23 protein-coding genes and 4 tRNA genes are annotated in these 25,997 nt (G+C 72.0%); 9 read left to right on the top strand and 18 right to left on the bottom strand.

All coding sequences use genetic code 11. The features are described from left to right. Window positions 1-7: 7 nt before the first annotated feature. Genes arc through ABD240_RS04595 form a run of 3 tightly spaced genes read right to left on the bottom strand, consistent with a single transcriptional unit; the run spans window position 8 to window position 3,835 of the window. A complete protein-coding gene (arc, locus tag ABD240_RS04605) occupies window positions 8-1,582 on the bottom strand; it encodes a proteasome ATPase (RefSeq protein WP_291797306.1) in 1,575 nt (524 codons plus the stop codon). After that, on the bottom strand, window positions 1,579-2,625 hold the full coding sequence (locus tag ABD240_RS04600) for a tRNA (adenine-N1)-methyltransferase (protein WP_291797304.1): 1,047 nt from the start codon (window positions 2,623-2,625) through the stop codon (window positions 1,579-1,581). Before ABD240_RS04600 ends, arc begins: the two co-directional genes overlap by 4 nt. A 34-nt stretch (window positions 2,626-2,659) precedes the next feature. Beyond that, complete coding sequence (locus tag ABD240_RS04595) at window positions 2,660-3,835, bottom strand: site-2 protease family protein (RefSeq protein ID WP_344335541.1); 1,176 nt, start codon at window positions 3,833-3,835, stop codon at window positions 2,660-2,662. Window positions 3,836-3,855: 20 nt separating this feature from the next. On the opposite strand from ABD240_RS04595, the gene ABD240_RS04590 reads away from it, so the two are divergent. Further along, entirely contained in the window at window positions 3,856-4,668 is an 813-nt protein-coding gene (locus ABD240_RS04590; protein WP_344335538.1) for a RecB family exonuclease, read from the top strand. Window positions 4,669-4,683: 15 nt separating this feature from the next. Here ABD240_RS04590 and ABD240_RS04585 read toward each other — a convergent pair whose 3' ends face one another. Continuing rightward, entirely contained in the window at window positions 4,684-5,382 is a 699-nt protein-coding gene (locus tag ABD240_RS04585; protein ID WP_344335536.1) for an HAD family hydrolase, read from the bottom strand. A gap of 24 nt (window positions 5,383-5,406) precedes the next feature. Here ABD240_RS04585 and ABD240_RS04580 point away from each other — a divergent pair, with 24 nt between their 5' ends. Further along, on the top strand, window positions 5,407-6,234 hold the full coding sequence (locus ABD240_RS04580) for a PAC2 family protein (RefSeq protein ID WP_291798605.1): 828 nt from the start codon (window positions 5,407-5,409) through the stop codon (window positions 6,232-6,234). 24 nt (window positions 6,235-6,258) lie between these two features. Here the strand turns inward: ABD240_RS04580 and mshC are convergent, their stop codons facing one another. From mshC to ABD240_RS04565, 3 genes are all read right to left on the bottom strand, one after another. Then, window positions 6,259-7,500: a cysteine--1-D-myo-inosityl 2-amino-2-deoxy-alpha-D-glucopyranoside ligase gene (gene mshC, locus ABD240_RS04575; protein WP_344335533.1), complete on the bottom strand. Its 1,242-nt coding sequence runs from the start codon at window positions 7,498-7,500 to the stop codon at window positions 6,259-6,261. A gap of 75 nt (window positions 7,501-7,575) precedes the next feature. After that, entirely contained in the window at window positions 7,576-8,379 is an 804-nt protein-coding gene (locus tag ABD240_RS04570) for an SCO1664 family protein (RefSeq protein ID WP_291798600.1), read from the bottom strand. A 17-nt stretch (window positions 8,380-8,396) separates the two neighbouring features. Continuing rightward, a complete protein-coding gene (locus tag ABD240_RS04565; RefSeq protein WP_291798596.1) occupies window positions 8,397-8,963 on the bottom strand; it encodes a DUF3090 domain-containing protein in 567 nt (188 codons plus the stop codon). Between the two features lie 36 nt (window positions 8,964-8,999). On the opposite strand from ABD240_RS04565, the gene ABD240_RS04560 reads away from it, so the two are divergent. Beyond that, complete coding sequence (locus tag ABD240_RS04560) at window positions 9,000-9,332, top strand: hypothetical protein (RefSeq protein ID WP_344335528.1); 333 nt, start codon at window positions 9,000-9,002, stop codon at window positions 9,330-9,332. A 95-nt stretch (window positions 9,333-9,427) separates the two neighbouring features. Here the strand turns inward: ABD240_RS04560 and ABD240_RS04555 are convergent, their stop codons facing one another. Beyond that, window positions 9,428-10,342 (bottom strand): aldo/keto reductase, encoded by a 915-nt coding sequence (locus ABD240_RS04555; protein ID WP_344335526.1) that lies wholly within the window; start codon window positions 10,340-10,342, stop codon window positions 9,428-9,430. 77 nt (window positions 10,343-10,419) lie between these two features. Between ABD240_RS04555 and ABD240_RS04550 the strand changes: the two genes are divergently transcribed. Further along, window positions 10,420-11,262 (top strand): undecaprenyl-diphosphate phosphatase, encoded by an 843-nt coding sequence (locus tag ABD240_RS04550; RefSeq protein ID WP_344335523.1) that lies wholly within the window; start codon window positions 10,420-10,422, stop codon window positions 11,260-11,262. Here ABD240_RS04550 and ABD240_RS04545 read toward each other — a convergent pair whose 3' ends face one another. After that, entirely contained in the window at window positions 11,263-11,934 is a 672-nt protein-coding gene (locus ABD240_RS04545) for a histidine phosphatase family protein (protein ID WP_291798584.1), read from the bottom strand. It abuts the gene before it with no gap. A gap of 57 nt (window positions 11,935-11,991) precedes the next feature. Between ABD240_RS04545 and ABD240_RS04540 the strand changes: the two genes are divergently transcribed. Continuing rightward, window positions 11,992-12,933, top strand: coding sequence for a DMT family transporter (locus ABD240_RS04540; RefSeq protein WP_291798581.1), 942 nt, complete (start codon window positions 11,992-11,994; stop codon window positions 12,931-12,933). A gap of 17 nt (window positions 12,934-12,950) precedes the next feature. Here the strand turns inward: ABD240_RS04540 and ABD240_RS04535 are convergent, their stop codons facing one another. Then, on the bottom strand, window positions 12,951-14,276 hold the full coding sequence (locus tag ABD240_RS04535; protein WP_291798578.1) for a M20/M25/M40 family metallo-hydrolase: 1,326 nt from the start codon (window positions 14,274-14,276) through the stop codon (window positions 12,951-12,953). Window positions 14,277-14,406: 130 nt separating this feature from the next. Between ABD240_RS04535 and ABD240_RS04530 the strand changes: the two genes are divergently transcribed. Together ABD240_RS04530 and ABD240_RS04525 are read left to right on the top strand one after the other, a co-directional pair. Beyond that, window positions 14,407-15,624 (top strand): NAD-dependent epimerase/dehydratase family protein, encoded by a 1,218-nt coding sequence (locus tag ABD240_RS04530; protein WP_291798576.1) that lies wholly within the window; start codon window positions 14,407-14,409, stop codon window positions 15,622-15,624. Then, complete coding sequence (locus ABD240_RS04525; protein ID WP_344335517.1) at window positions 15,621-16,808, top strand: glycosyltransferase; 1,188 nt, start codon at window positions 15,621-15,623, stop codon at window positions 16,806-16,808. Before ABD240_RS04530 ends, ABD240_RS04525 begins: the two co-directional genes overlap by 4 nt. Before the next feature lie 122 nt (window positions 16,809-16,930). Here the strand turns inward: ABD240_RS04525 and ABD240_RS04520 are convergent. From ABD240_RS04520 to ABD240_RS04485, 8 genes are all read right to left on the bottom strand, one after another. Then, a tRNA-Leu gene (locus tag ABD240_RS04520) sits at window positions 16,931-17,018 on the bottom strand. 150 nt (window positions 17,019-17,168) lie between these two features. Continuing rightward, window positions 17,169-17,256, bottom strand: a tRNA-Leu gene (locus ABD240_RS04515). Between the two features lie 65 nt (window positions 17,257-17,321). After that, complete coding sequence (locus ABD240_RS04510) at window positions 17,322-19,097, bottom strand: bifunctional 3'-5' exonuclease/DNA polymerase (protein WP_344335514.1); 1,776 nt, start codon at window positions 19,095-19,097, stop codon at window positions 17,322-17,324. Between the two features lie 106 nt (window positions 19,098-19,203). After that, window positions 19,204-19,291 (bottom strand) — tRNA-Leu (locus ABD240_RS04505). Between the two features lie 150 nt (window positions 19,292-19,441). Further along, window positions 19,442-19,529: transfer RNA gene (locus tag ABD240_RS04500), tRNA-Leu, on the bottom strand. A gap of 97 nt (window positions 19,530-19,626) precedes the next feature. Continuing rightward, window positions 19,627-20,514, bottom strand: a complete 888-nt coding sequence (locus ABD240_RS04495) for a MaoC/PaaZ C-terminal domain-containing protein (protein WP_291795200.1) — start codon at window positions 20,512-20,514, stop codon at window positions 19,627-19,629. After that, window positions 20,514-21,878 carry a 3-oxoacyl-ACP reductase gene (locus tag ABD240_RS04490; protein ID WP_344335511.1) on the bottom strand — a complete coding sequence of 455 codons (1,365 nt, stop codon included), beginning with the start codon at window positions 21,876-21,878 and terminating at the stop codon, window positions 20,514-20,516. The genes ABD240_RS04495 and ABD240_RS04490 overlap by 1 nt, the downstream gene beginning before the upstream one ends. A 51-nt stretch (window positions 21,879-21,929) precedes the next feature. Then, window positions 21,930-23,228, bottom strand: coding sequence for an acetyl-CoA C-acetyltransferase (locus tag ABD240_RS04485; protein ID WP_291795196.1), 1,299 nt, complete (start codon window positions 23,226-23,228; stop codon window positions 21,930-21,932). Between the two features lie 80 nt (window positions 23,229-23,308). Between ABD240_RS04485 and ABD240_RS04480 the strand changes: the two genes are divergently transcribed. Together ABD240_RS04480 and ABD240_RS04475 are read left to right on the top strand one after the other, a co-directional pair. Further along, window positions 23,309-23,890, top strand: coding sequence for a TetR/AcrR family transcriptional regulator (locus ABD240_RS04480; RefSeq protein WP_291795195.1), 582 nt, complete (start codon window positions 23,309-23,311; stop codon window positions 23,888-23,890). Between the two features lie 26 nt (window positions 23,891-23,916). Next, window positions 23,917-25,971 (top strand): acyl-CoA dehydrogenase family protein, encoded by a 2,055-nt coding sequence (locus ABD240_RS04475; protein ID WP_344335507.1) that lies wholly within the window; start codon window positions 23,917-23,919, stop codon window positions 25,969-25,971. The last annotated feature ends 26 nt before the right edge of the window (window positions 25,972-25,997 follow it).

Raw genomic sequence — 25,997 nt, 5'->3', positions numbered from 1 at the left:
GGCGCGCTCAGTCGTGCTGCACCGTCTCCAGCTCCACGATGCGTGCGCCCTTGCGGCCGGAGATCCGCGCCCACTCGTCCGGGTTGGAGGTGTTGGGCAGGTCCTCGTGCTCCGCGAACTCCTCCGCGACCGCACGGTCGAAGTGCTCCCAGCCCAGCCCGCGCACGCCGGTGGCGAGCAGGTCCTTGATCGCGTGCTTCTTGGCGCGGTCGACGATGTTGGACACCATCGCGCCCGAGGCGAAGTCCGCGTAGTGGAGCACCTCCCGGGTGCCGTCCGCATAGGTGACCCGGACGAACTCGTTCTCCGGCGTCCGAGCGAACATCCGCTCCACGATCCTCTCGATGAGGCCGGGGATGCCGAGGTCCCGCAGCTCCTCGCGGTAGGGCAGCGCCTCCGTCACGTACTTCGAGAAGATGTCCTTCGCGCCCTCCGGATCCGGGCGCTCGATGCGGATCTTCACGTCGAGCCGTCCCGGCCGCAGGATCGCGGGGTCGATGAGGTCCTCGCGGTTGGAGGCGCCGATCACGATGACGTTCTCCAGCTTCTCCACGCCGTCGATCTCCGCCAGCAGCTGCGGCACGATCGTGGTCTCCACGTCCGAGGACTTGCCCGTGCCGCGCGTGCGGAACAGCGACTCCATCTCGTCGAAGAAGACCACCACGGGGCTGCCCGCCGTGGCCTTCTCCCGCGCCCGGGCGAAGATGATGCGCAGCTGGCGCTCCGTCTCCCCCACGTACTTGTCCAGCAGCTCCGGACCCTTGACGTTGATGAAGTAGCTCTTGGCGTGGGGGTCCTTCCTGCGCGAGGACAGCGAATGCGCCACGGCCTTGGCGATGAGCGTCTTGCCGCAGCCGGGGGGACCGTAGAGCAGGATGCCCTTGGGCGGCTTGAGGCCGTGCTCCGTGAAGAGCTCCGGGTGCTCGAAGGGCATCTCCACGGCGTCCTTGATCTGCCCGATCTGCGCGGCGAGTCCGCCGATGTCCGCGTAGGAGATCGAGGGGATCTCCTCGAGCAGCAGCGTCTGCACCTCCGGCTTGTCCACCACCTCGAAGGCGAACTGCGTGCGGCGGTCCACGAGGACGGCGTCGCCCACCCGCACGCCGCGCGTGCGCAGGGCGTCCGTGAGGCGGTAGACGAGCTCCTCGTCGTTGGGTCCGCCCACCAGCACCCGCTCGCCGTCGGGAAGCAGTTCGCGCACCGGCGCCACGTCGCCCACGCCGCGGCCCGAGGCGGCGTCGATGACGACGAGGCCCTCGGACAGGCGCACCTCGGCTCCGGGCACGAGCGCGGAGGACTCGACCTCGGGAGCGGCGGCCAGGCGCATGCGCCGGCCGGAGGCGAGCACCTCGACAGTGCGCGCCTCGCCGCTGCCGCGCGGTGCCGACAGCACCGTGCCGAAGGTGTTGGGCGGCTCCGAGAGGGCCGCCACCTCCTCCTTGATGCGGGTGAGCTCCTCGCGCGCGCCGCGCAGCGTCTTCGTGAGCGTCTCGTTGCGCTTGCCGGCGGCGACCAGCTGCTGCCGCATCATCGCGTTCTCGCGGCGGAGCCTGACCGCCTCGTCCACCGTCTCCTGCGTCATTCCTCGTCCCCTCCTGCGGGCTCTGGGCTCTCACCAGCCTGCTCCGCTTCGATCCGCGCGCGCGTGCCCGTCTGCCGTATGAGACGGCGGAGCTTCTTGGGGGTGGCCGTGCGCTGGCCGATCGCGTGCTCCGTGACCTCGGGGTCGAACCACGCGCTCCGGTCGGCCTCCGTGGGCTCGGTGCCCTGCGGCCGGCGCGTGCGCTCGAGCGGGGCGGCCTCCGGCGCCATCCGGCGGGCGAAGAGGAGGAACCCGGTGTGTCCGATCATCCGGTGCTCGGGCCGCACGGCCAGGCCCTCGAGGTGCCAGTCGCGGACCATCGACTCCAGCGCGCGGGGCTCGGCGAAGAGGCCCGAGGCGCGCACGGCCTCGGCGGTCCGGGACAGCTGCGAGGCGGTCGCGACGTAGCAGACGAGCATGCCGCCGGCGGTGAGCGCCGTCGCGGCGGCCTCCACGCACTCCCACGGCGCGAGCATGTCGAGGACCACGCGGTCCACGCTGCCGGCCTCCACCGCGGCGGGCAGCTCCTCCACGAGGTCGCCCACCGTGCACTGCCAGGCCGGGTGCTCCTGACCGAAGAAGTCCGCGATGTTGCCCGCGGCGATCGTGGCGAACTCCTCGCGGCGTTCGAAGGAGTGGACGGAGCCGGTGTCGCCCACCGCGCGCAGGAGGGCGAGCGTGAGTGCGCCGGAGCCCACGCCGGCCTCCACCACGCGGGCGCCGGGGAAGACGTCGCCCAGCGTGGTGATGAGGGCCGAGTCCTTGGGGTAGACGACGGCGGCGCCGCGGGGCATGGAGAGGACGAAGTCCTCGTAGCTGGGCCGCATCGCCTGGTGCTCCACGCCGCTCGTGCTCGCGACGACGCAGGCGGGCGGAGCGCCGATGAGGTCGTCGTGCTCGATCCAGCCCCGGTGGGTGTGGAACTGGTCTCCGGGCTTCAGCACGATCGTGTTGAGGCGTCCCCGGGGGTCCGTCAGCTGGACCTTGTCGCCGGGTCGGAAGGGTCCGCGGCGCAGATCCGCGCCGATAGCTGTCTCATCCATTCGGCCCACTCTACTGGGCGCAGGCACAGCGGCTCTAATGCGCGAGCAGCTCGTCGAAGAACTCCTGGAGGTCGACGAAGCCCACGAGGGCCTCCCCCTGCATGATGAGGCAGAACGCCGCCTTGGGGCGGTGGGTGAGCGATTCGAGCAGGTGCGGGGCGGTGATGTCCGCCGGTGCTCCGATCCACGGCCCCAGCGGGCGGGTGAACTCATGGACCTGGCGGCCGGTGCCCGCGTGGCCGGCGGCGGCCTGGCGGTTGACGAGGCCGTTGGGCAGCCCCTGTTCGTCGAGGACGACGATGAGCGGCTGCCGGCCGGTGTGCGGGTCCGTGTAGGTGAGGGCGGAGTCCAGGGGTGCGTCCCAGGACGCCGCGATCGCCGGCTGGATCACCCGCCGCATGTCGTAGGTCTCGACGCGCCGGGCCTGCGTGGCGTGCTTGGCGGCGTCCGAGGCGGAGAACCAGACCATCGCCGCGATCGCGGCCGTCCAGCCCACCGTGACGAGGTCCGGCCGCTGCCCCTGCACGAGCGGGGCGAGCAGCGCGACGACAACGAAGCCCACCGCGATGAGACGGCCGAACCAGGCTGCGGCGATGGTCCCGGCGTAGGGGCTGCCGGTGAAGCGCCAGAACACGGCCTGCAGGGCCCAGCCGCCGTCCAGCGGGATCCCCGGCAGGAGGTTGATGGCGCCGAGGATGAGGTTGGCGAAGGTGAAGCCGAACAGCAGCAGCCAGGGCACCGAGCCCTGCGGGAGCGCGTCGAGCACGAGCCAGCCCAGGCCGCCGAGGACCAGGTTGACCACCGGTCCGATCACGGAGATGGTGAAGCTCACCCAGGCCGCACGGGGGGAATCCGGCTCCGTGCGGGGCTCGAACCGCGTGAAGCCTCCCCAGACGTTGAGCTCGATCGCCGCGACACGGTAGCCGAAGAGCCGCCCGGTCACGCCGTGGGCGAGCTCGTGGAGGAAGACGGAGCCGAACAGCACGACGGAGAAGAGGAGGCCCACCACCCAGCTGAGCCAGCCGAGGTCCGGGCGGACCCGGGCCACCCACGGGCTGACGAGCACGGCGATGACGCCGGCGGCGATGAACCACGACCAGGCCAGGAGGACGGGGGCGCCGAGCACGCTGCCCAGGCGCAGTCCCTGCGAGGCGCCGGGGGTGGCGGCGGGGGCCGGTTCGGAGCTGGTCTGTTCAGGCACGCGGACCATCCTACGGGTACGGTGGGCGCATGGCCGAACTCCTCGCCCTCTCCCCCTCCCGCGCGAACGACTTCGTGCAGTGCCCGCTGAAGTTCCGCCTCCGCACCGTCGACCGGCTGCCGGAGCCCCCGTCGGAGGCCGCGTTCCGCGGCACCCTCGTGCACGCCGTGCTCGAACGCCTCTTCGACGTGCCGGCGCCCGAACGCACCCTCGAGCAGGCGGTGGCCGGCATCTCCCCCGCACTGGAGGCGCTGCGGGAGAAGGACGGGGAGACGGTGGCCGAGCTGTTCCCGGAACCCCACCACGTCCAGCGCCTGCAGCAGCAGGCCCGGGTGCTGCTGGAGGGGTACTTCTCCCTCGAGCTGCCGGACAAGGTGGAGCCTGCCGCCCGCGAGCAGTTCGTGCAGGCCCGGCTGGACATGGGGCTGAAGCTGCGCGGCTTCGTCGACCGGACGGACAGGGCACCGGGCGGCCAGGTGCGTCTGGTGGACTACAAGACCGGCAAGCAGCCCAAGCCGCAGTACGGGCGCGAGGCCGACTTCCAGATGCGCTTCTACGCGCTCGTCCACTGGCTCAGCGACAGGGAGCTCGTGCACACCCTGCAGCTCTTCTACCTCGGCAGCCGCACGACGGTCGCGAAACGGCCCACTGCGGCGGACGTGGAGCGCACCGAGCACGAGATCCTCTCGCTGTGGGACGAGATCGCCCGCGCCGCGGAGACCGATCGCTGGCGCCCGCGCAGGTCCCCGCTGTGCGGCTGGTGCCACTTCAAGCCGATCTGCCCCGCGTGGGGCGGCACTCCGCCGCCCACGCCGGAGATCACCGCGATCGCCGGACGCTGAGCGCGTCGGCGGGACTCAGGACCGCAGCAGCTCCGCGAGCCCGGTGACGGTGAGGCCGCTGAGCGTGGACACGACCCGGGCCTCGGGCACCTCCGGCAGATCGACGATGTGCGGGATCGCCACCGCCTGCGTGCCGGCGGCGACGGCCGAGCGGAGGCCGGGCGGCGAGTCCTCGAACGCGACGCATTCCTGCGGTGCCGCGCCCAGCGCGGCGGCTCCCGTGAGGTACGGCTCCGGATGCGGCTTGCCGTGCGTGACCTCGTCGCCCGTCACGAGGGAGGCGAAGGTGCCGGCGGGGCAGGCGTCCACCACCGCCTCGGCGAGGCTCCGGTAGGACATCGTCACGAGCGCGCAGGGGATGCCGTGCGCGCGCAGGTCCGCCAGCAGCTCGGCCGCGCCGGGACGGAACGGGACGTGTGCGCGGACCTGCGCGACGACCCGCTCCAGCAGCTTCTCGACGACGACCTCCGCCGGCAGCGGCAGGCCGTGGGCGCGGAGGATCTCTGCGCTCGTGAGCAGGGGGTTGCCCACCATGAGCTCGCCCAGCTCCTCGTCCCAGTGGAGGCCGTGCGCGGCCATGAGCTCCGTCTCCGCCCGCATCCAGTACGGCTCCGTGTCCACGAGGGTGCCGTCCATGTCCCAGAGGGCGGCCGTGAAGGGCAGCGGGGGCGTGGCAGGCGGTGGCGAGGACGTGACGGGTGCGGTGGAGCTCATGGGTGCCAGCGTAGTCTGTGGAGCATGGAGTACCTGCCTCAGTCCGGATCGAAGCTCATCGTGATCGCCTTCGAGGGATGGAACGACGCGGCGGAGGCCGCGTCCTCCTTCGCCCGCGAGCTCATCGCGCAGATGGAGCTGACCGCGTCCGGCCTCCTCGGCGGCGAGGAGTTCTACGACTACCAGACCCACCGCCCCTCGCTGCGCCGCGGAGCCGGCGGCGAGGCCCGCATCGAATGGCCGTGCGCGGAGATCCACACCGGCACGGTGCCCGGCACCGCGATCCCCGTCGAGGTGATCGTGGGCCAGGAGCCGGCCTTCCTGTGGCGCCGGTTCGCCGCACTCGTGGCCGAGCGCGTGGAGCCCGGCGACGCCGTGGTGCTGGTGGGCGCCCTGCTGGCGGACACGGTCCACACGCGGCCCATCCCCGTGACCGTGACGAGCGAGCGCCCGGAGGACGTGCCCGCCGCGGATGCGATGCGCAGCGAGTACGAGGGGCCCACGGGGATGATCGGGGTGATCGAGTGCGAGCTCGCCGCACAGGGGCACGCGGGCGTCTCGCTGTGGGCCGCCGTGCCCGGCTACGCCGGCGGGGGCCACTCCCCCAAGGCGCAGCTCTCGCTCATGACCGCGTTCGAGGACCTCACCGGCCTCGTGCTGGACCAGGGGGACCTCGTGGAGCGCTCACGCGAGTGGGAGGTCCACGCCGAGGCCGCCGTGGAGGCCGACGAGGACCTCGCTGACTTCGTCCGGCGACTCGAGTCCATGACGGACGCCGCGGACCTCCCCGAGGCCAGCGGCGATGCGATCGCCCGCGAGTTCGAGCGCTACCTGCGCCGCGACGAGGGCTGAGAGGCGGTGCCCGGCCTGCGCGGCTCAGCGCAGGTCGATGCCCAGCAGTGCGTCGACGGCGTCGATGACGAGGCGCGTGCCCTCCGGGTCGGAGTCCCCGTCGTCGGACTCGTCCGCCCAGTTGTCCAGGAGGTCGAGGGCGGCGGGGGTGTCGAGGTCGTCGGCGAGGACGGCTCGCAGCTCGGCGACGAGCTCCTCGGCCTCCTCCTTGTCCGTGCCCGCGTGGGCCGCGGCCCGCCACGCCTCGAGCCGGGCGGTGGCGTCCTCGAGCAGCCCGTCGACGTACATCCAGTCGCTGCGGTAGTGGTGCGAGAGGAGGACGGCGCGGATCGCCATGGGATCGGCGCCCTGCTCCACCAGCCGGGAGACGATCACGAGGTTGCCCTTGGACTTGGACATCTTCTCGCCCTCGTAGCCCACCATGCCCACGTGCATGTAGGCCTCGGCGAACGGCCTGCCCGTCAGCGACTCCGCGTGGGCGGCGCCCATCTCGTGGTGCGGGAAGGCGAGGTCGGAGCCGCCGCCCTGCACCGTGAGCGGCAGGCCCGCGTAGCGCTGGGCGATGACGGCGCACTCGATGTGCCAGCCGGGCCGGCCCGGCCCGAGGCGGCCGCCGTCCCACTCCGGCTCACCCGGCCGGGCCGCGCGCCACAGCAGGGGGTCGAGCGGGTCCTCCTTGCCGGGGGTCTCCGGGTCTCCGCCGCGTTCGGCGAAGACGGGCAGCATCTCCGCGCGGGTGAGGTGGGAGACGGAGCCGAAGGGCGGCTCCACCTCGGAGCTCACCCGGTAGTAGACGTCCCCGTTGTCCAGGGTGTACGCGCAGCCGGAGTCCACGAGCGCGGTGACGGCCTCGACGACCTCCGGGATCGACTCGACCGCGCCGATGTAGTGGGCGGGCGGGAGCACGCGCAGGTGCTCCATGTCCGAGCGGAACAGGTCGATCTGACTGGTGGCGAGCTCGCGCCAGTCCACCCCGGTGGCGGCTGCGCGCTCGAGCAGCGGATCGTCCACGTCCGTGGTGTTCTGGACGTAGGTGACCTCGATCCCCGCGTCGAGCCAGAGGCGCTGGAGGACGTCGAAGGCGACGTAGGTGGCGGCGTGCCCCAGGTGGGTGGCGTCGTAGGGGGTGATCCCGCAGACGTACAGGCGCGCTTCCTTCTTCTTGCGGCATGTCCCGGCCGGCCCGCGATGCGAGGAGCAGAACACGGTGGGACGCTTCCCACGGTTCGGCAGGCTGGGGATCTCAGGTGCTGACCACGATTTCACCGGACCAGCATGGCACTTTCTCAGGCAGTACGCGAACTTCCCCGCCCGTTCGCCCCGTCACAGCGGCGGGCTCGCTCACAGCGGCGGCCAGGGGACCGCGCGGCGGTTCCGCGGAGGTTCGGGCATGCGACCGCGCTGCAGCAGCCCCGCGGCGCGGAGCGCGAGCACGCGCCGCTCCTCCGCGCCGAGGTGCGGGGCGAGCACGGCGTCGAGCTCCCCGTGCGCCGTCCGCGAGGCCCAGTGCCGCTCCTCGTCCGTGAGCGGCTCGCCGGCGTATCCCCAGAGCACGGTGCGCAGCGTGGGCACGGTGTTGAACGCGAGGCCGTTGTCGATCCCGTGGACGCGGACCTCGTGGGGCCCGTCGCCGGCGAGCCAGGCTCCCGTGAGCAGATGGCCGCCCTTGCGGTCCGCGTTGTCGATGAGGACGTCGAAGAAGGCGATCCGGCGCACGGCCGGGGTGAGCGCATGGGCGAGGACCACCTCGCCGCCGCCGGCGAGCTCCGCGCGGAGCACGGGAGCGAGGTCGCGGGGAAGCCCGCCCGGGGGTGCGAGGACCACGGCGGGATCGGCCGCCGGGTCCGTCTCCACGAAGATCTGGAGCGAACCGCCGAGGTCGGACCGCCAGACGGTGGGAGGGACCACGTCGAGGCCCAGGGCGTGGGAGACCTCGAAGGCCGCGACCTCGCGGTGCGAGAGCGTCCCCGCGGGGAAGTCCGGCAGCGCGCGCTCCCCCGCCCGGGTCTTGAGCACGGCGCGGACGACCGGTCCCGCCGCCCCCTGCGCCGGGCTCCCGGCCACCGCGCACAGGTGGGTCTCGTTGCTTGCCCCGGGCATGCGGCCCAGGACGTACACGGTGCCGGCGGACAGCAGCCCCAGCACCTCCTGCGTCGAGGCGGTCAGCGGGGCACCCCGTTGAGACGCGGGCAGACGTGCCCGGCGGCGTCGAGGGGCTGGTGGCACAGCGGGCACTCGCCGCGCCCGGCGGAGACGACCTGCAGGGCGCGGCGGGCGAACTCGCGGGCCTGCGGACCGGGGAGCATCGCCCGCAGCACCGAACGCTCCTGGCCGTCGTCGCCGGGTTCCGAGCTGGAGCCGGACTCCGCGTCCGCGCGCGTGAGCTCGAAGCACTCCAGGAGGAGGCGGTGGTTCTCCGTGTCCCAGCCCATGCTCATCGTGCCGATGCGGAACTCCGGGTCCACGGGCGTGACGAGCCCGCCGTTGTCCTCGAGCTCCGGCAGCGGCTGCGGCGGCACGCCGTGCTCACCGGTGGACCGGGCCCGCACGAGGTCGAGCAGCTCGTCGATCCGCTCGGCGAGGACCTCGACCTGCTCCTTCTCCAGGACGAAGCTGTCCACCCGCCCGGCCGAGGTGGCCTGGAGGAAGAACGTGCGTTCGCCGGGCAGCCCCACGGTGCCCACGACGAAGCGCTCCGGGGACTGGTGGTCGTAGACATGAGCGGGCATGCACACAGGCTATACGAACGGGGTACCCTTGTGACCATGAGCACTGATCCGAGCGCAGCCCTCGAGGATTTCCTTGCCGCCGTCCGCGAGCACTTCGCGGCTTCCGCCCACCGCACCTCGGACACCGACGCCCGCGTGGAGGCCGCTTACATGGCGCTCGCCGACGCCTTCGAGCTCTATGAGGACGCCCTCTACAAGGAGTACGGGGAGGTGACCCCGTTCGAGCTCTTCGACGACGTCGAGGACGAGCGCGACGACGACGCGGACGACTCCGAGGAGGACGACGAGGACACCGATGACGAGGATGCCGACGACTACGACGAGGACGACGACTACCTCGACGACTCCGAGGACGACTCCTCGCGCTGAGCACCCCTCCCCACCGCGGTGACGCGGACCGCAGGAGCCCGGCACGTGCCGGGCTCCTGCGCATTCAGGCGCGGCTCACGGCGGCGGAGCCCCATTCACCGCAGGGGATCGGAGATCTGCTCGAGCACGTCGCGGATCTCCGGCGCGAGGGTGAGGTGGGAGGCCAGCAGCTCGTCGAGGTGGGCCCGGGTGCGCGGGGAGACGAGGGTGCTGGCTGCGGCCGACTGCCGGTTCCAGGCCAGCGCGATGTCCACCGGCGAGACGCCGAGTGCGGTCGCGGCCTTGACTGCGCCCTGCACGATCCCGGTCGAGTCCTCGTCGAGCAGCTCCCCCACGTAGGCGGAGAAGTCGCCACCGGCGCGGCTGCCCCGCGGCATCCGCTTGAGGTACTGCCCCGTGAGCACCCCGCGCCCCAGCCCGGCGCCCGCGATGAGTCCCAGGCCCATGTGGTCCAGCGCCGGCTGGAGGTCCGCCTCGGCGTCCCGCCGGAGCAGGGAGTACTCCGCGACGGCGCCGGCCAGCGGCACGCCGGAGAACCCGCTCAGCAGGGCCAGCTGCCAGGCGGTGTGGTGTGAGGCGACCACGTAGCCCACGTCCCCGCGCTGGGCGAGCACCGTGAGCGCGGAGGCGGTCTCCTCGAGCGGCACGGAGGGGTCAAAGGCGTCGAGCACGAGCACCTCGAGGTGTTCCCGGCCCAGACCGCTCAGCAGCGTGCGGACATCGGCGAGCAGATCGACCCGGCCGGTGCGATAGCGGCGGCCGGTGCCGCCGGGGCTGCTCACACCCACACGTGCGGCCAGCGCCACCCGGCTGGGCCGGCGCAGCTCTCCCAGCAGATGCACAGCGGGAGCGTCGAACGCGGGCAGCTCCACCAGGGTGCCGCCCGCGGAGGCGTAGGCGTCGAGCAGCTCCTGCGCCGTCGCGGCGTCGACCCTCCGTCCCCACTCGAAGGTGCCGAGTGCGAGTTCTGACACGTGGAGACCGGTCCGACCCATCTGATTCTGGCGCATGCTTCAGAAGGCTACCGGACGCAGGTAGTACCCTTGACCCGCTCCCCCGCCGCCCACCGAAAGGACCCCGCGTCTCCATGGACTGGCTCATCGCCGCCGTGCTCGGCATCGTCCAGGCGCTCACCGAGTTCCTGCCCATCTCCTCGTCCGCGCACGTCCGCATCGCCGGTGAGCTCATGCTCCCGGGCCAGGATCCGGGGGCCTTCTTCACGGCGATCATCCAGATCGGCACGGAGGCGGCCGTGCTCGTCTACTTCTGGCGGGACATCGTCACGGTGATCGGCGCATGGTGCCGTTCGCTGGTGGGCCGCGAGGACCGGAGCAATCCGCACGTCCGCCTGGGCTGGCTCATCATCCTCGGCTCGATCCCGATAGGCGTGCTCGGCCTCCTCTTCGAGTCGCAGATCGACTCCGTACTGCGCAGCCTGTGGATCACGGCCACCATGCTCATCGTGTTCGGCCTGGTGATTGGGGTGGCCGACCGGGTGGGGCGCCGGGAGCTCACCCTCGAGTCCATGAACTGGAAGCAGGGCCTCGCGTTCGGCTGCGCCCAGGCGCTCGCGCTCATCCCGGGCGTCTCCCGCTCCGGCGGCACGATCATGGCCGGCCGGTTCATGGGCTTCACCCGCCCCGAGGCCGCCCGCTACTCGTTCCTGCTCGCGATCCCCGCGGTCATGGCTTCCGGCGCGTACGGCGTCTACAAGTCGCTCACCGAGGTCGCCGCCGGCGAGGAGATGGTGCTCGGCTGGGGCCCCACCCTCCTGGCCACCGCCGTGTCGTTCGTCCTCGGCTACGTCGTGATCGTCGGCTTCCTCAAGTACGTCCAGACCCGGTCGTTCGCGATCTTCGTCTGGTACCGCGTGGTCCTCGGCCTCGTGATCTACGCGCTGCTGCTCACCGGCGTGCTGAGCGCGAGCTGATCATCTGCCGCCGCCGGGCACCGCGGCCTCGGCGCGGCGGCCGGCGGCGGTGGCACCGAGCATGGTGACGGTCATGGGCGGTCCGTGCCCGTCACCGGCGTCCACGCGGATGCGCGAGACCGAAGCCGGTGCCACCGCGATCCGCTGGAAGCGGTCGAGCTCCACACCGAGCGCGTGGGCCAGCGCGAGCTTGATGACGTCCCCGTGCGAGACCAGCACGACGGTCTCCGCCTGCGCCTCCTCCCCGCGGCGCACGGCGGCGGCGAGGGCGGCGCGGGTCCTCTCCGCGACCTCGGGCAGGGACTCCCCGCCCGGGAACCGGGCCCGGCTGGGCGAGGTGCGCACCGTCTGCCACAGCTCCTCGCGCAGCAGCTCCGCGATGCCGCGTCCCGTCCACTCCCCGTAGTCGACCTCCGCGAGCGCGTCGAGGACGTCCGGCTCCCGTGCCTCGCGGCCCTCGGCCTCGAGGAGGATGCGCGCCGTGGCGACGCAGCGGGCGATGGGAGAGGTGAGGACGGGGACCTCGGGGACGCCCAGCTCGGGGACGAGCACGCGGGCACCGGCGACCTGCTCCCTCCCCCGCTCCGTGAGGGCGACATCGTTGCTGCGGCCTGCGAGGACACCGGCGACGTTGGCGGTGGACTCGCCGTGGCGGACGAGGATGATCTCCATCACCCCACTGTAGCGGGCGGCGGAGGGGTACAGCCCGCCTGCTGGTAGCCTGCCCGGGTGCGCACAGACCTCTCCACCGGACTCGCCCTCGCGGCCACTGCGCTCGCGGGGCTCTTCATGGCCTTCCAGTCCCGGGCCAACGGCACGCTCGCCGAGGTCGTGGGCACCGGCATCCACGCGGCGACCCTGTCCTTCGCCGGCGGCATGGTCGTCATGGTGATCGCCCTCGCGCTCGTCCCCGCCGGCCGCAGGGGCTTCCGGGCCCTGGCAGCGGCGCTGCGCTCCGGCGAGCTGCGCTGGTGGATGCTCACCGGCGGCCTGGGCGGCGTGAGCGTCGTCGTCGCACAGGCATTCACCGTCCCGCTCATCGGCGTCTCCGTCTTCACGATGGCGTTCGTGGCCGGACAGCTCGCCGGTGCGCTGGTCGTGGACTCGACCGAGCTCCCACCCGGAGGCAGGACACCCGCCACTCCCGCGCGGCTGCTCGGCACCCTCGTCGTCATGACCGGGGTGGTGGTGGCGAGCTGGGGCGGGACCGCGGGCGCCTTCCCGCTCTGGGCGCCGCTCGTGCCCTTCGCCTCCGGCGCGCTCACCACCGTCCAGCAGGCGCTCAACGGCCGGGTCAAGCGCACGACGGCCTCGGCCGTGACCGCCACCACCGTGAACTTCGCGGTGGGAGGGACGTTCCTCCTCGCCTGCTCGGCACTCGCCTGGGCCGCAGGTGCGCCGCCTGCCGAGTTCCCCGCACTGCCGGGCGAGTCCTGGATGCTGGTGGGCGGTCTGGTGGGCGTGCTCTTCATCGGCATCACCACCACGACGGTGCAGCGCCTGGGCGTGCTCCTGCTCTCGCTCACCTCGCTGTTCGGCAACCTCCTCGGTTCGCTCGTCCTCGACCTCGTGTTCCCCGGCAGTCCGCCCGTCACCCCCGGCACGCTCGTGGGCATGGCGATCGTGCTGGCGGGGGTGACGCTGGCGTCCTGGCCGAAGGGTGCGGAGTAGCCCGGCCGGGAGCGGCCTCAGGCCTCGAGCAGGAAGCGGCTGAGCACGCGGGTGCCGAACTCGAGCGCGGAGACCGGCACCCGCTCGTCCTTGCCGTGGAACATCGCGGCGAAGTCGAGGTCGCCGGTGAGCCGCAGCGGTGCGAAGCCGTAGCCGGTGATGTCCAGCTTGCTCAGCGCCTTGTTGTCCGTGCCGCCGCTCATGGCGTGCGGGAGGATGAGCGCGTCCGGGTCCTCGCCCAGCAGGCATGCCTGCATGGTGTCGACGAGGCGGCCGGAGAACTCGGCCTCGAGCGCGTCGCCCGTCGTGACGGTCTCGACGTCGATCCCCTCGCCGGCGAGCTCCTTGATCGTGAGCATGACGTCCTCGAACTGGCCGGGGAGCACGCGGCAGTCCACGAGCGCCTGTGCGGTCGAGGGAATGACGTTGTGCTTGTACCCGCCCTGGATCACGGTCGGGTTGGAGGTGTTGCGCAGTGTGGGCCCCACGAACTTCGCGATGGACCCCAGCTCCGCGATGAGTTCACCCGTGGTCTCCGCGGTGAACTCCACGCCGGTGAGCTCGGCGACGCCCTCCAGGAGCTCGCGGGTCGCCGCGGGCATCGCCTCCGGCCATTCGTGCGTCCCGATCCGCGCGAGTGCGGCGGACAGCCGGGTGATGGGGTTGTCGCGGTTCTCCATGGAGCCGTGGCCGGCGGTGCCGTGGGCCACGAGGCGCAGCCAGGCGATGCCCTTCTCCGCCGTCTGCACGAGGTAGACCCGCTGCCCGCGGATGTCCGTCGAGTAGCCGCCCACCTCGCTGATCGCCTCCGTGGCACCGGCGAACAGCTCCGGGTGGTTGTCGACCATGTAGTGGGAGCCGTAGACGCTGCCGGCCTCCTCGTCCGCGAAGAAGGCGACGATGAGGTCGCGGCGGGGACGGAGACCGCGGCGCAGCATGTCGCGCACGCTCGCGATGATCATCGCGTCCATGTCCTTCATGTCCACCGCACCGCGGCCCCAGAGCAGACCGTCGCGCACGACGCCCTCGAACGGGTCCACGGACCACTCCGAGGCGTCCGCGGGCACGACGTCCGTGTGACCGTGGACGACGAGCGCGCCGGCCTCCGGGTCCGTGCCGGGAATCCGGGCGACGAGGTTGGCGCGGCCCGGCTCGGAGTCGTGGATGACCGAGTCGAGGCCCACCTCGCGCAGCTGCTCCGCGATCCACTCCGTGGCCTCGCGCTCGGGGTTCGCCTTCCCCTCGCCCCAGTTCTGGGTGTCGAAGCGGATGAGCGACTGGGCGATCCCGAGGGTCTCTGCGACGGCGCCGTCGAAGCGGTCGCCGGGGGTGTGATCGGACATGGGTTCCTTTCGCGGGAGCGGTCACGCGCGTTCCTGTTCACCCGCGCGTCACCCGCGAGTCTACGCGCCGAGTAGGCTGGGGAGAGCTCGATCGCGACCCCTGCACCACGACAACAGCAAGGAGACCCACGTGCGGATCCTCGTCCTCGGCGGAGACGGCTTCTGCGGCTGGCCCGCCGCCCTGCATCTCTCACAGGCGGGCCACGAGGTGGTCATCGTCGACAACCTCTCGCGGCGCCGCATCGACGAGGAGCTGGGCACGGAATCGCTTACGCCCATCCGCACTCCTCAGGAGAGGATCGCCGCCTGGCAGGAGGTCACGGGGCGCGCTCTCGGGTTCCGGGACCTCGATCTCGCCCAGGACTACGAGGGCTTCCTCGCCCTGCTGCGGGAGCTGCGTCCGGACGCCCTCGTCCACTTCGCGGAGCAGCGGGCCGCGCCGTACTCGATGAAGTCCCCCGCCCACAAACGCTACACCGTGGACAACAACGTGAACGCCACGCACAACGTGCTCGCGGCGATCGTGGAGTCCGGCCTCGACGTCCACGTGGTGCACCTGGGCACGATGGGCGTCTACGGCTACGGCACGGCCGGGATGCGGATCCCGGAGGGCTACCTGGACGTGAAGGCCCACGCGGAGGACGCGGACGGCACCCGCACCGGTGAGCTCATCGACCAGACGATCCTGTACCCCTCCAACCCCGGCAGCGTCTACCACATGACCAAGGTGCTCGACCAGCACCTCTTCGCCTTCTACGCGAAGAACGACCGGCTGCGGATCACGGATCTGCACCAGGGCATCATCTGGGGCACGCACACGCAGGAGACGGAGCTGGACGAGCGCCTCGTCAACCGCTTCGACTACGACGGCGACTACGGCACGGTCCTCAACCGCTTCCTCATGCAGGCGGCGGTGGGCTACCCGCTCACGGTCCACGGCACGGGCGGGCAGACGCGGGCGTTCATCCACATCCGGGACATGGTCCGCTGCATCCGGATCGCGATCGACAACCCGCCCGCGGCCGGGGACCGGGTGAAGATCTTCAACCAGCTCACGGAGACGCACCGGGTGCGCGATCTCGCGGCACTCGTCGCGGAGATCTCCGGCGCCCGGGTGGAGACCGTCCCCAACCCCCGCCAGGAGTCGGCAGAGAACGACCTGTTCGCGGCGAACGAGACCTTCCTGGACCTGGGCCTGGAGCCGACCACGCTGTCCGCGGGTCTGCTCACGGAGGTGGAGGAGACCGCCCGGCGGTGGGCCCACCGGGCGGACCTGGAGAAGATCCCCGCCACCAGCCTGTGGAACGACCGGACCCGTCCGGGCGTGCCGAAGTCCGTGTCTCCGTGAGGATCGCGCTCTTCACCGAGGTCTTCCTCCCCAAGATCGACGGGGTCGTCACCCGCATCACGCGGTCACTCGAGCAGTTGGCGGAGCTGGGGCACGAGGTCGTGGTGTTCGCTCCCGGGCATCCGCCGGAGTCCTTCGCCGGCTTCGAGGTGGTGCCGGTGCGGTCCGTGCCGTTCCGTCCCTGGTACCCGGAGCTCGAGGTGGGACTGCCGACGCCGTCGATCGCCGCGGTGATGGAGCGCTTCCACCCGCACGTGGTCCACGCGGTCAACCCCGTGTGGCTGGCCGCCTACGGCGCGCTCTCGGCCCGGCGGCGGAACATCCCGCTGGTGGCGAGCTTCCACACGGACGTGCCCTCGTACACCCGCCGGCTGGGGCTCGAGTGGATCACGGACACCACCTCCCGGTGGATCACCCGGCTGCACAACGAGGCGCAGGTGAATCTGTGCACCTCGCGGCAGATGGTGCAGCGGGCGCAGGGGGCCGGCATCCGCAACGTGCAGCTGTGGCCCAAGGCGGTGGACACCCGGGCCTACTCCCCCGCCCGGTCCAGCGTCCGGATGCGGGAGCGGCTCACGGACGGCCACCCGCAGGACCGGCTGCTCGTCTACGTGGGCCGCCTGTCCAAGGAGAAGGACCTGCTGCTCCTGCGGGCGGCGCTGGCGCGGATGCCGGAGGACGTGCGGCTGGCCTTCGTGGGCTCGGGCCCGTTCCGCACACAGCTGGAGGAGGAGTTCGCCGGCACGCGGACGGTCTTCACCGGCTACATGTCCGGAACGGAGCTCGCGGCGGCGTATGCGAGCGCGGACCTCTTCGTCTTCCCCTCCACCACGGAGACCCTGGGGCTCGTGGCGCTGGAGTCGATGGCCTCGGGCGTGCCGGTGGTGGGCGCTCGGGCGGGCGGGATCCCGTTCGCGGTGCGCGACGGCGTGGGCGGTCTCCTGTTCGAGCCGCACGACGCGGACGACCTGGCGCGGAAGGCGATGCGCGTCCTCGACGACCCGCAGCTGGCCGCACGCCTGTCCGCAGGAGGACGCGCGGAGGCCGAGGCCAGCTCCTGGCGGACCTCCACCGAGGCGCTCGTGGGCGCCTACGAGGAGGCGGTGGAGCGGCACTGGGCGGACCGCCGCCCGCCCAGCTGGCACATGCGCCTGTGGGGCAGGCCGATGCCGCGGGCGGAATAGGGGGCTGCGGCAGCAACGCGGATCTGACATGTCCCCGGGCGCGGGTATCCCGCGGCATCGGCAATCGTGAATGGCGGAAGCGCCGCCGGATCTGTGCGATCCTGCGGCGCTTCTGCGACTTGTGCGCGGAGGGGGACTTGAACCCCCACGTCCGATAAATTGGACACTAGCACCTCAAGCTAGCGCGTCTACCTATTCCGCCACCCGCGCGGGCAACAGACAGAACAGTACACAGCGGCTCCCGCAGAGTGCAAATCGCCGGCCCCCGCTTCCGTACCTGCCGTGCACCCCTGAACGGCTGAGCGTGAATCGCAGAAGCGCCGCAGGATCCATGCGATCCGGCGGCGCTTCTGCGACTTGTGCGCGGAGGGGGACTTGAACCCCCACGTCCGATAAATTGGACACTAGCACCTCAAGCTAGCGCGTCTACCTATTCCGCCACCCGCGCGGGCAACACGGATGAGCGTACACAGCCGGGCGCGGCAGCGACAACCTCGGAGAGTATGCCCTCGATCACACGGACACCTCTCCCTCCCGAGGGCTCTCCTTCTCCGCGCCCTTGTCCGCGCGTTCGGAGATGCGCAGGTCGAGGGGGAAGTCCACCGGCGCGTTCCCGAAGAGGAGGCGGCCGGCCTCCACCGCACTTGCGCGCACGGCCTCGGCGGCGGCCTCCGCCTGGGAGGCCGGAGCATGGACGATGACCTCGTCGTGGAGGAAGAACACGGGGTGTGCGCGCCGGGCGAACACCGGGCCCGAGGCCGTGGCCGGCGGTGCCTCGACGTCCTCCGGCAGGGCGGCCAGTCGCGTGCGCAGGAACGCCAGCCACGCGAGCGCCCACTCGGCCGCCGTGCCCTGTACGACGAAGTTGCGGGTGAACCGGCCGTGCTCGCGGGAGACGCGCCGGGCGCGCTCCGGGTCCGCCTCCGCATCCGGTTCCGGCAGCTCCGGCGAGGTGCGGCCCAGCCAGGTGCTCACGACGTCACCGCGCTCCCCCAGCGCCGCGGCGCGGTCCACGAGCCCCATCGCGGCGGGGAACGCGCCACGCAGACGCGGGACCAGCACCCCGCTCGCGCCGGTGGTGCCGCCGTACATGGCGCCCAGAACCGCGGTCTTCGCCTCGTCCCGCGAGGACACGGCACCGGTCGCCACGATCCCGGAGTAGAGATCCGCGCCCGCGGCGGCCTGGGCCATCGCCCGGTCCCCGGCCATCGCCGCGAGGACGCGCGGCTCCAGCTGCGCGACGTCCGCAGAGACCAGCTTCCAGCCGGGGTCGGCACGCAGGGCCGGGCGCAGCTGCCGGGGGATCTGCAGCGCTCCCCCGCCGGTCGAGGCCCATCTCCCCGTCACCGCGCCGCCGGGCACGTAGACCGGGCGGTAGCGGCCGTCGTGCACCCAGGCGGCCAGCCAGGACCAGCCGTTGGCGGTGAGGAGGCGCGCCAGCTTCTTGTAGTGCAGCAGCGGACCGATGGCGGGGTGCTCATGTTGCTGGAGCTCCCACTGCGAGGTCGAGGAGACCGCGATGCCGGCGCGCCGGAGCGTCTTCACGAGCTTCACCGGCGAGTCGAGCTCCGCGCGGGGATCGCCCAGGGCGCGGAGGACCTCCTCGGCCACCGCCTGCATGCGCGCGGGCTTCGCATCGAACTGTGGGCGCGGCCCCAGCGCCTCGGTGAGGATCCGGTCGTGCTCATCCACGTCCCACGGGACGCCCGCGCCGCGCAGCTCCTCGGCGATGAGCCCGCCGGCGGACTCCGCGGCGAGGAGGAGACGCAGCGAACGTGCGCGTGCGGGGTCGTCCGCCTCCGCCTCCCGGAGTGCCGTGAGGTGCCGGGCATGCTCCGCGAGGGCGGAATCGAGATCGTGGGGCACCTCCCGCGCCGTGCCGCCGGGGCCGGTGTAGTCGAAGAGGGCCTCCCCGTCGCCGGGCTCCGCCGCCGAGGCCGAGGCCGGGGGCGCCTCCCAGCGCGGATCCTCGCGCAGGGGCGCATGGTGGCGCACGGCCGCAGTGCGGGAGAGGATCGTGTGGCAGAGGCGGAGGTCGTGGCACCGGTCCACGCGCACGCCCGCGGCGAGCAGCTGTGGGTACCACACCGAGGTGTCGCTCCACACCCAGCGGGGTCGCACCGTGCGCTCGCGTGCGGCGATCGCCTCTGGAAGGTCCGCCGTGGAGACCCGATCGCGGCGGCCGGGCACTCCGTCCCCGTCGAGGTCGACGAGGACGACGGAACCGGAGGAGTCGGAACCCACGAGGACGGAGTGCACGGCTTCCTCTCCTGCGGTGACGAGCGGCATGCCCCAGAGAGGCCGCCGGGATGAAGGAAGGCCTCCGGACCGGAATGTCTCCCGAGCCGAAGGCCTCTCTGTGTGCGGCACCGTCTCTGTGCGATGTCGCAGTCTGTGCGCGAAGGGGGACTTGAACCCCCACGTCCGATAATGTGGACACTAGCACCTCAAGCTAGCGCGTCTACCTATTCCGCCACCCGCGCAGGCAACATCGCAACCTTACACAGCGGCTCCTGCAGAGCGCAAATCGCCGAGCCCCCGCTTGCGTGCCTGCCGTGCACCCCGGAACGGCGGAGCGTGAATCGCAGAAGCGCCGCCGGATCCATGCGACCCTGCGGCGCTTCTGCGAGCTGTGCGCGGAGGGGGACTTGAACCCCCACGTCCGATAAATTGGACACTAGCACCTCAAGCTAGCGCGTCTACCTATTCCGCCACCCGCGCAGGCAACGGAAAGAACTCTACACGCGCTTCCTCGCAGGTCAAAGCCGGTGCGGCCGCTCTGTGAGCGACCTCTCACCCGCATCTGCGCGGAGGGCCCTCAGGACAGCTCCAGGCGTGAGCGCATGTGCAGCTTCCCCTTCTTCGGGCTCCACACCTCGGTCTCGAGCACCTCCGTCTCGAGCACCTCAGCGCCGTGCTCGCCCTCGCCCCGCACCCTGCGCACTCCCACGTCCACACGCGCGGGCAGCAGCACCGGCGAGGCGAACTCCACCTCCCAGGTGAACGGCCGGGTGCGGACCTGCGCCGCGGCGAGCGCACGGGCGGCGGTGTACATGCCGTGGGCGATCCGCGTGGGGAAGCCGAAAGCCTTGGCGGCCGCCCCGCTGAGGTGGATGGGGTTCCTGTCGCCGGACACCCGCGCGTAGGCGGACGCATCGCCGCCGGTGAAGCGCCACTGCAGGACGGGGGTGCCGGGCGTGAACTCCCGGCGCTCGCGCACCACGGCCTCGGCGGCCCCGCGCACGTGCACGCCCTTGGCGAGCATCGTCGAGGTCTCCTCCACCCGCAGCCTGCCGGCCACCTCGAAGCGGGTTGCGACGACCACCTCGGTCCCCTTGGCGTGGGCGCGGATCTCCTCGATCCAGACGGTCGCACGGACCGCCTCCCCCACTCGCACGGGCTCGTGCTGCGTGACGGTGTTCGCCAGATGGACCATGCCGACGAGCGGCAGCGGGAACTCCCGTGCGCTCATGAGCTCCATCGACTCCTCGAACGCCTCTGCGTGCAGATAGGTGACGGGGACGGCATCGGCCACCGGCTCGTGCACCACACGGCAGAACTCCGCCACCTTCTGCGCCTCCGCGGTGAACTCCCGGACCCGGCGCGGTGAGGCGTCACCGGCCACACGGCTGAGATCGCCGCCGGCCGCGGGCCGGAGGCGGAGGCGTGCACTCTGCGCGGCACCCTTCGCATAGGTCTTCAGCATCAGGCCCCCATCATGTTCTGGCCGCACACGCGCAGCGTGGAGCCGTTGATGCCGGTCGCCGCGTCGGAGCCGAGGAACGCGATGGCCTCCGCGACGTCCTGGGGCAGACCGCCCTGCTGCAGGCTCGAGATGCGGCGCCCCAGCTCGCGGGTGAGCACGGGGACCTTCTTCGTCATCTCCGTCTCGATGAACCCCGGAGCCACCGCGTTGACGGAGCCGCCCAGCCGGGCGAACTGCGCCGCCGAGGCCGCGGTCATCCCGATGACGCCCGCCTTGGATGCGGAGTAGTTGGTCTGCCCGCGGTTGCCGGCGATCCCGGAGATCGAGGCCAGCGAGACGACGTGCGGGGTCATCCCCCAGGCGCCCGCCTCGGTGAGCCCGGCGCCCAGCCGCAGCTGCGCCTCGATGTTGACGCCGAGCACGGAGTCCCAGCGGCCGGCGTCCATGTTCGCGAGCATCCTGTCGCGGGTGATGCCGGCGTTGTTGACGAGGAGATCGACGGGCCCGCCCACGTGGGCGGCGATGGCGCTGCCGGCCTCCGGGTCCGTGATGTCGAGCTGGAGCGCCCGGCCGCCCACCGCGTTCATCGTCTTCGCGAGGGCGTCACCGGCCTGCGGGACGTCCACGCCGTGCACGTGCGCGCCCTCGCGGGCCAGGGTGGCGGCGATCGCCGCGCCGATCCCCCGCGCGGCCCCGGTGACCACGGCGGTGCGCCCGGCGAGGGTGCGGCCCGCGAACTCCTGCGCGGTCACGTCTGCACCGGCCTCGGTGCCCACCTCGAGGAACTGACCGGAGACGTAGGCGGACTTGGACGAGAGCAGGAACCACAGCGCGGCGCGTGCGCTGGGGGCGTCCATCGGCACGCCATCGGCCACGACGATGCCGTTGGCGGTCCCGCCTGCGCGCATCTCGTGGGCCAGTGAGCGGGTGAGGCCCGTGACGCCGTTGCGAGCGGCCGCGAGTGCGGGGTCGATCTCCGTCGAGGGGTGTGCCGTGGTGCCGGGCATGCGGGAGAAGGTGATGACGCGGGAGCACCTCGTGAGGCTGCGCAGCGCTCCGCCCACCTCGAGCGCGGTGCCGGAGAGGTCGCCGGGTACCGCCGCCTCGTCGAGGAAGGCGAGCACCGCCTGCAGCTTCTCCGAGGTGGGGGTGCGCCGGACGTCGAAGCCGTTGTCGAGGAGCAGCTGCGCGTAGGCGTCCGCCGCCGCAGAGGGCCCGAGCACGAGGACGGGCTCTGAGAGATAGGCGCCGTCGGCCATGCGCCGCAGCGGCACGGGAGCGGGCAGGCCCAGCTTCTTCACGAGGAGCTTGAGCGGCCCGTTCGCGAGCTCCGTGTACCGGTCGTGGGGGTGAGAGTCGGCCATGAGGGGTTCCCTTCCAGACTTCATGAGTGCCAGACGTGGATGTGTGCGTGCTCAGGCTTCGATGATCGCGGTGAGACCCTGGCCGCCGGCGGCGCAGATGGAGACGAGGGCGCGCTGCTGGCCCGTCTCGTGGAGGTGCTTGGCGACGGAGGCGACGATGCGGCCTCCCGTGGCCGCGAACGGGTGTCCGGCGGCCAGCGAGGAGCCGTTCGGGTTGAGCTTCGCACGGTCGATGCGGCCCAGTGCGCCCGGCAGGCCCAGCTTCTCCCTGCAGAACTCCTCGCTCTCCCAGGCCGCGAGGTGGCAGAGCACGGTGGAGGCGAAGGCCTCGTGGATCTCGAACACGTCGATGTCCGCGAAGGTGAGGCCGTTGCGCTCCAGCAGCCGCGGCACCGCGTAGGCCGGCGCCATGAGCAGGCCCTCCTCGCCGTCCACGAAGTCCACGGCGGCCGCCTCCGCATCCGTGAGGTAGGCCAGCGGCGTGAGGCCGTGCTCTGCCGCCCAGTCCTCACTGGCGAGCAGGACCGCCGAGGCCCCGTCCGTGAGCGGGGTCGAGTTGCCGGCCGTCATCGTGGGCTCCGCACGCAGCTCACGTCCGAACACCGGTGAGAGCTTCGCCAGGGACTCCGGTGTGGAGTCCGGGCGCAGGTTGGTGTCGCGGGTGACGCCCAGGTACGGGGTGACGAGGTCGTCGAAGAAGCCGCGGTCCCAGGCGGCGGCGAAGTTGCGGTGGGAGGCGAGCGCGAGCGCGTCCTGGTCCTCGCGGGTGATGCCCCACTCCGCGGTGGTGAGCGCCTGGTGCTCGCCCATCGACTTGCCGGTGCGCGCCTCGCCGTTGGACGGGGCCTGCGGGGCCAGATCGAAGGGGCGCAGGCGCGCGATCGCCTTGAGGCGCTGGGAGATGGTCTTCGTCCGGTTGATCTCGAGGAGGACCTGGCGGAGCTCCTCGCTCACCGCGATGGGGGCGTCCGAGGCCGAGTCCGCCCCCGCTCCGATCCCGGACTCGATCTGGCCCAGGCGGATCTTCTGCGCGATCGTCACGACGGACTCCAGGCCGGTGGCGCAGGCCTGGCCGAGGTCGAAGGCCGGCGTGGTGGGGGCGAGCGCCGAGCCGAGCACCGCCTCGCGCGTGAGGTTGAGGTCCTTGGAGTGCTTGAGCACCGCACCGCCGGCGACCTCGCCCAGTCTCTCGCCGGCGAGGCCGAACCGGGCGACGAGCCCGTCGAGGGCGCTGGTGAGCATGTCCTGGTTCGAGGCCCGCGCGTACTCCTTGTGGGCGCGGGCGAACGGGATGCGGTTGCCGCCCAGGATCGCCGCGCGGCGGATGTGCTGGGGCTGGGTCGTCGTCATGTTCTCTCCCTTGGAGGCCTGGAGTGTGGACTCTGTGAGCGGTTTCACCGGTACCGAGAGTACCTGATACCGTCAGTCACATGAAACAGGACACCCTCGACGGGCGCAGCTCCCGGTGGGACGCCCACCGGCGCACCCGCAGACGGGAGCTGCTGCGCTCCGTGCGGAAGGCCATCGACGCGCACGGCGAGTCCCTCTCGATGGACGCCCTCGCGGAGACGACGGGCACCTCGAAGACGGTGTTCTACCGGTACTTCGGCGACAGGAACGGGCTCACGCGTGCGATGGCGGACTGGGCGACCGGTGTCATCCGCACCTCCATCGACGAGGCCGGCCAGGCGGAGGCGGACCCCTATCGCAGCCTGCGATCGATGATCGCCGCGCTCGTGGGCCTGGGCCTGCGCTCCCCCGGCGTCTACCGCTTCTGCGACTCCGCGCTCACCCCGGACACCGGCAGCGGCGCGCTCCACACCGACGTGGCGTCGCTGCTCTGCGCGCGCATGGGCCTGACGGACGCAGAGGGGCGGATGTGGGCCCAGGGCGCCGTGGGCTTCGTCCGCAGCTGCACGGCCGCCTGGCTGGACGCCCCCACGGACCCGGAGGACTTCACGGCGCAGCTCGCCGACTGGCTCTGGGCCTCACGTCCGCGCACACCCGACTGACCACAGACACCCGAGAGGACACCCCGATGGAAGGACGCAGAGTGGAGACGAACGCACTGGACCCCGCCGTGCTGGGCGCGGTGCTCGACGGCACCTGGGCCGCCGCCCGCCGCCGAGGCCGTGAGACCGCAGCCGACCCGCGCGCCCATCTGCCCGCGGAGGGCACCCTGGAGGAGCTGCGGGCGGCCACGACCGCCGCCGTGAGCCTGGTGAGCGATTCCGGCCTCACCCGGCTGCCGCTGCCGGAGTCGATGGGCGGGCGGAACACGCACGCCGAGTACGTCGCCGGGTTCGAGGAGTTCGTCACCGCCTCGCCCAGCCTGCAGATCAAGGCCGGCGTGCAGTTCGGGCTCTTCGCCGGCGCCATCCAGCACCTGGGCAACGAGGAGCAGCACGCGAAGTGGCTCGACGACGCCGTCTCCGGCCGTCTGCTGGGCTGCTTCGCGATGACGGAGATCGGTCACGGCTCGGACGTCGCGGAGCTGGGCACCACTGCGACGTACGAGCCGGAGACCGGTGAGTTCTCACTCCACACCCCCTTCCGCGCGGCGACGAAGGAGTACATCGGCAATGCCGCCCGTGACGGCCGCGCCGCCGTGGTCTTCGCCCAGCTCGTCACCCGCGGCGTGAACCACGGCGTGCATGCCCTCGTCGTGCCGATCCGCGATGAGGACGGCACCCCGCTGCCCGGCGTCACGGTCGAGGACGACGGCAAGAAGGGCGGACTGCTGGGCGTGGACAACGGCCGCCTCGCCTTCGACGCCGTGCGCGTGCCGCGCGAGAACCTGCTCACCCGCTACGGCGCGGTCGCGGCCGACGGCGAGTACTCCTCCCCCATCGAGTCCCCCGGCCGCCGCTTCTTCACCATGCTGGGCACGCTGGTCCAAGGGCGCGTCTCCCTCGACGGCGCGGCGGTCGTGGCACAGAAGCTCGCCCTCGACATCGCGGTGCGCTATGCCGGCCAGCGCCGCCAGTTCGCCTCGGCCTCGCCCGTGGAGGAGACCCGGCTGCTGGACTACCAGCGCCACCAGCGGCGGCTCATGCCTCTGCTGGCGGAGGCGTACGCCCACGGCCTCGCCCACGAGACCCTGCTGCACTCCTTCGAGGCGGTGTTCTCCGGCGAGGACGACTCCGATGAGGCCCGGCAGGTGCTCGAGACCCAGGCCGCCGGCTTCAAGGCGCTGAGCACCCGCGCCGCGCTGGACACGATCCAGGAGTGCCGCGAGGCCTGCGGCGGCGCGGGCTTCATGGCGGAGAACCGGCTCGTGGGGCTGCACGCGGACCTCGACGTCTACGCCACGTTCGAGGGCGACAACACCGTCCTCCTGCAGCTGGTGGGCAAGCGCCTCCTGCAGGACTACGCCGCGGAGTTCAAGGACATCGACTTCGGTGGAGCCGCCCGCTTCCTGGGCGCCCAGGCCGCGGAGCACACGCTCTACCGCACGGGTCTGGCGAACGTGGGCCGGGCCATCGGCGACCTCGTCACCGCGCCGGTGAAGGAGAAGAGGATCCGCTCCGGCAAGGTGCAGGAGGCGCTGCTGGCCGACCGCGTGGAGACGATGGTCGCGGGCCTCGCCCAGGCGCTGCGTCCGGCGGCGAAGATGAGCACGGCTGACGGTGCGGCCCTGTTCAACCGCCACCAGAACGAACTCGTGGAGGCGGCGATCGCCTACGTGGAGCTGCTGAAGTGGCGCAGCCTCAATGCGGAGATGCACCGGCTCGAGGACGCAGGGCGCGCTCCGGCGGAGGCGAAGGCCCTGCGCCGCATCCGCGACCTCTACGGCCTCACGCTCATCCAGCGGCACCTGTCCTGGCACCTCATGTACGGGCGCATGCCGATGGCCCGCGCCCGGCTCATCGACGAGACCGTCAACCGGCTGTGCGCCAAGCTCGCCGCGGACGCCCAGGAGCTCGTCGCCGCGTTCGGCTACGGTCCTCAGCAGCGCCGGGCTCCCATCGCCGAGGACGCGGAGAGCATCCGGCAGGCCGAGGCCCGGGAGTACTACCGGCGGGCGCGCGCCCAGGCGGACTGGCCGGTCGACGAGAAGGAGCTGCGCCGCCGCGCCGAGAAGCGCGGCTGAGCCACTTCGTCACACCCCGAATGCCT

Origin of the sequence: Brevibacterium salitolerans (genome assembly GCF_039531405.1) — a bacterium.
GTDB classification, from domain to species: domain Bacteria; phylum Actinomycetota; class Actinomycetes; order Actinomycetales; family Brevibacteriaceae; genus Brevibacterium; species Brevibacterium salitolerans.
This window is presented reverse-complemented; position numbering and strand designations above follow the sequence as displayed.